Annotated in this window: 5 protein-coding genes and 1 pseudogene; 3 read left to right on the plus strand and 3 right to left on the minus strand. The window is 53.8% G+C overall.

Going from position 1 to position 3,646, the window contains the following annotated elements:
- From QZ268_RS20240 to QZ268_RS19165, 3 genes are all read left to right on the plus strand, one after another.
- Positions 1–96 (plus strand): winged helix-turn-helix transcriptional regulator (locus QZ268_RS20240; RefSeq protein ID WP_365322958.1); only part of this gene is annotated, 96 nt, incomplete at its 5' end.
- Positions 97–406: 310 nt separating this feature from the next.
- On the plus strand, positions 407–817 hold the full coding sequence (locus QZ268_RS19160) for a thermonuclease family protein (protein WP_295455676.1): 411 nt from the start codon (positions 407–409) through the stop codon (positions 815–817).
- Positions 818–1,205: 388 nt separating this feature from the next.
- Entirely contained in the window at positions 1,206–1,586 is a 381-nt protein-coding gene (locus tag QZ268_RS19165) for a hypothetical protein (protein WP_295455670.1), read from the plus strand.
- Positions 1,587–2,075: 489 nt separating this feature from the next.
- Here QZ268_RS19165 and QZ268_RS19170 read toward each other — a convergent pair whose 3' ends face one another.
- The 3 genes and pseudogenes from QZ268_RS19170 to QZ268_RS19180 all read right to left on the minus strand — a co-directional run.
- Entirely contained in the window at positions 2,076–2,597 is a 522-nt protein-coding gene (locus QZ268_RS19170; protein ID WP_295455672.1) for a hypothetical protein, read from the minus strand.
- A complete protein-coding gene (locus tag QZ268_RS19175; protein WP_295455674.1) occupies positions 2,584–3,003 on the minus strand; it encodes a type II toxin-antitoxin system antitoxin SocA domain-containing protein in 420 nt (139 codons plus the stop codon). The genes QZ268_RS19170 and QZ268_RS19175 overlap by 14 nt, the downstream gene beginning before the upstream one ends.
- 447 nt (positions 3,004–3,450) lie before the next feature.
- Positions 3,451–3,646 (minus strand): annotated as a pseudogene (locus tag QZ268_RS19180) (DNA adenine methylase); the annotation flags it as partial.

Genomic DNA, 3,646 nt, shown 5'->3' on the forward strand with positions numbered 1-3,646 from the left:
GCACGTCAACGTGTCGGGTACTCGCTTACTGCGAAGGGAGATGCACTTTGCGGTGTTTTCGGACAGCTCTATGATTGGAGTCAATACTATAGATAGAAGATGGGATTGAGGCTGTTCGTTGAAACGGCGGCTTTGTCCGCAGTGCGGTCATCCATCCATGGTCAAATGCTGCGTCCTGCGCGAATGTCCGCAATGCGGGCTGCTTGCGCGGCATTCGAACTCCCTCGCGAGTGGCGACTATGGGCCGTTCGTCCGCTTCCGGCTTAGCCGACCGTGATAACTCTGCGAAGGTCGCGGTCTACCAAGAGGCCGAAGCAAACGATCGCCACTGGCCTCGGGTATGTGCAACGCAGTGGGCTTGATTGTATCTTCCGTCACCTGCAACACTATCCGCAAATCTTGCAGAATGGGAAAAATCTTGAAATTCACTCTAGGCTTAGCCCTGACAGCAGTCCTCGCGGTTCCCGTGTCTGCAGCAGGTCTTAAAGTGCGGGACGCAGACACAATTGTAGTTGAAGGCAAACCTGTACGGTTGCAGGGCGTCGATGCACCTGAACTCAACACTAGGTCAGGCAAGGATGCCCGCCGCTGGATGGTGAGCTACCTAGCGGGCAAGTCGGTGGAGTGTCAGCTGACTGGTGAGCGGTCGTATGACCGTTGGATCGGCGTATGTTTTGCCGAGGGCGTCGATATTGGTGGGGCGGTCATATCAGCGGGTCACGCTTTGGATTGCCGAAGGTATTCCGGTGGCAGGTATCGGCACCTGGAGACGCCAGCGGCTAAGTCGCGGATCCGGCGGGCTGGTTACTGCCGATAGGAGTTGAGACAGGGGTGCAGATGCGTACACCTGCAGATCTCTCCAGTCGCCCAACAAGCAGTTCATGTTGGTTGGGCGGATTGAGGAGTTTCGTCGCAGGCTGAACCGAGGGTAGCAATGCGCAGTAAGCAGGCAAGTTTCCGAAAAATCTGCTCTCGCGTTTCCTGACGCTTCCGGCCCTGAGCCGCCTTCCGCCCACCACCCCGCTGCCGCGCCGCAGCTTCACCAGACCGGCCATTCGTCCATGGCGCAGCATTTCCGGAGGATGAAGGTCGGCAGGGCGGGACAAAGCAGACGTTTTCTCTTGAGGGCCGTCGAGAGGTTGCAAGCGGTTTGCGTCATCATTTCCAATATGCTTCAACTGGTATTTGGCAATGAAGGAAAAGATATGAAAGTTATTTCAAGACGAAATTTGCTAGCAATGCTTGCAATTACGGGGATCGTTGGCTGCGCTGAAGGTACCACCGTAGTCACAGGAGAAAAGCGAGCAGCTATTAGCGCAGGGGAAGTTCAGTTGTTTTCAGCTGCACCTAAAACACCGTATCAGACTATAGCTCTCGTAAATGCGAAAAGTGGCAACGGCTGGACCTCTCAGCAGTCAATTGACTATGCCGTTGATGAGCTAAAGAACCAAGCGGCAGCCGTCGGAGCGAACGGGGTTATTCTCGGACAACCAGGATCGCAGCTGGGCGGATTCGTTATGAGCGGGAGTGTGGCTATCCCTTATGATGAGAAAACTGTTTCTGGAATTGCAATATACATCCAATAAGTGGAAGAAAAGCGCAGCAGGCTTTGGGTTCAGACAGTCAGTTTTGCGCCCAAAGCCGCCTTGCGGCGATGCCGCGTGTGGTTTTCACCCTGAACACTCTGTCGCCGGCCTGATCGACAGACCTGGTTGACTGCTGTCAGCCCAAACACGACCTTCGCACTACGCACGGCAAAGCATATGCAGTGTGTGCGAAGCAGTCGCGTGTTTTCCGTTAAGCTGCCATTTAGCGAGTGTTCGGAACCCTGATTGAAGCTGCACCCGAAGCGCGCCCTGGAATCCATTCCTGATGCAACCAATCAGACAGGCAAAAAGTACAAAAATCTACTTAGAGGCTAGTGACGGCAAAGGTCTCATCAGACTGCGGTAAAGGGAATTTCCCTGAGTGCTAAGTGTGCTGACACACCCCACTGGCGCGCATCGTTGTGTCTAACGCAATGCAAGCGCCTGTATCGCGTAACTGGAAGGGGGGCTGGCAGCGGGCTGCGTAATTCACCCTATTGGGTATATTTGGTGCGTGGGGTCGTACCACAAAACGTGAAAAACATTCACTTTCCGGTGCCCCCAGACGCGCTCAAGATTGCCCGCACGAAATCTGAACAGCACTTCATAAAACCTATCAGTTTCGATCATTCGGTCCTGCGCTTCTTCGCAGATATCATCGCAACCCATGTTATGGTGCATTTTGTGACCTGAATCAGATCCGAATCCGTCAATCTCGGCCCAAGTCAAATTGGACCACTCAACAAACCTAGGCTCTATTTTTTCAGACCATTCATGGTCACACCACTGGCGCGCAACACCCCAACTCCACGAACCTTCTACATCGGGGTTTTGGCACTCAATGACTACTTTCATTTGAAAAATAGAGTCTGGATTAGCGCCGACCCTGACTTCCTTCTCGGGCTTCTCTTCTATGTATGCCTGCACGAGGCGCGCCGATTTTTCCTGAGCCAGCAAGGCTTTCAGGTTCTTTCGTGCTATGCGGGCCTCTGATTTACTAGGCTGGCTCAAGGGTTGAATAGTACTCTGACATTGCCTGAGGCGTAATCTCGGTGTTCTGCCCCTGAGCGAAGGCGTCCTTCCACGGGTTTTCCATGTGAGTCAGATCACTAAGCCACTGCGCGTTTTTTGCACCATAAAAGTCCAAAACACGTCCTATCGTTTCACGTTGCGCCTCGTTAACGGTGCTTGAATCGCCGCCATCCACGCTGACAATCTTGAATTTACCTTTGTTCGCTTCCCAGAGTTCGCGAACTACCGGACCGTTGTCCCAAGCTTGTATTTGCTCCTCAAAAAGCAAATCATCGTCCCAGACGGTTGCCCAAGCCTGCGAGTAATATACTAATTTTTGAAGCTTCATGGACGTCATAGGCCCATTCGTTTCCAAAATATACTGTGCAATATCCTTGACCGGCATTGTTGCTAGTTCCTCTTCGTTACCCGATAGGTAGAGCCTTCTTGGAGGAAAAACAAATCAACTTTGAGAAATAATCCGCCACAAGCACCCATCTGGCCCGAAGTCCTGCGCCACATGCCCGTCTTTTTGCGCCCTTTGCAGCGCGTCACGCACCCGCTTTAGGACATCGGGCCTTATATCATCACCCCATCTCATCAACGACCGCTTTTCACGCGGCATCGCAGCGGACGAGGGCTGTGTTCGCAGGCCGAAAGACGGACTTTGCAAAACCAGCTTTCTGCGCATTGCTGCCCTTGATGGGGGCCACAGCACCGAGAGACGGCTGTTTGGCAGCTGAATGGCTGCTTTCACCTTCCCGACGCATGACCCGAGCACTTGCAGCGAAAGTCTGGAATCCGCCCTTTCCGACTGGCGGGACCACTACGCCCCGCCAGCCAATGCCCCCTATCAGATCAACCCGATACGCGGCTCAAAGTTGGATATGATCAGCTCGGCCGCATCTGTCGCACCACCAGCAGCGACGGTATATTTCAACCGCACCTGTTCAAACTCAAACCCGGCGAACAGCTCGCGGATCTCGGGGCAGTCGTTGATTGACAGGATGAACTTGCCACGGATCCCGGCCAGTTGCTCCGCCATCGCC

Origin of the sequence: uncultured Pseudophaeobacter sp. (genome assembly GCA_905479575.1) — a bacterium.
GTDB lineage: Bacteria > Pseudomonadota > Alphaproteobacteria > Rhodobacterales > Rhodobacteraceae > Pseudophaeobacter.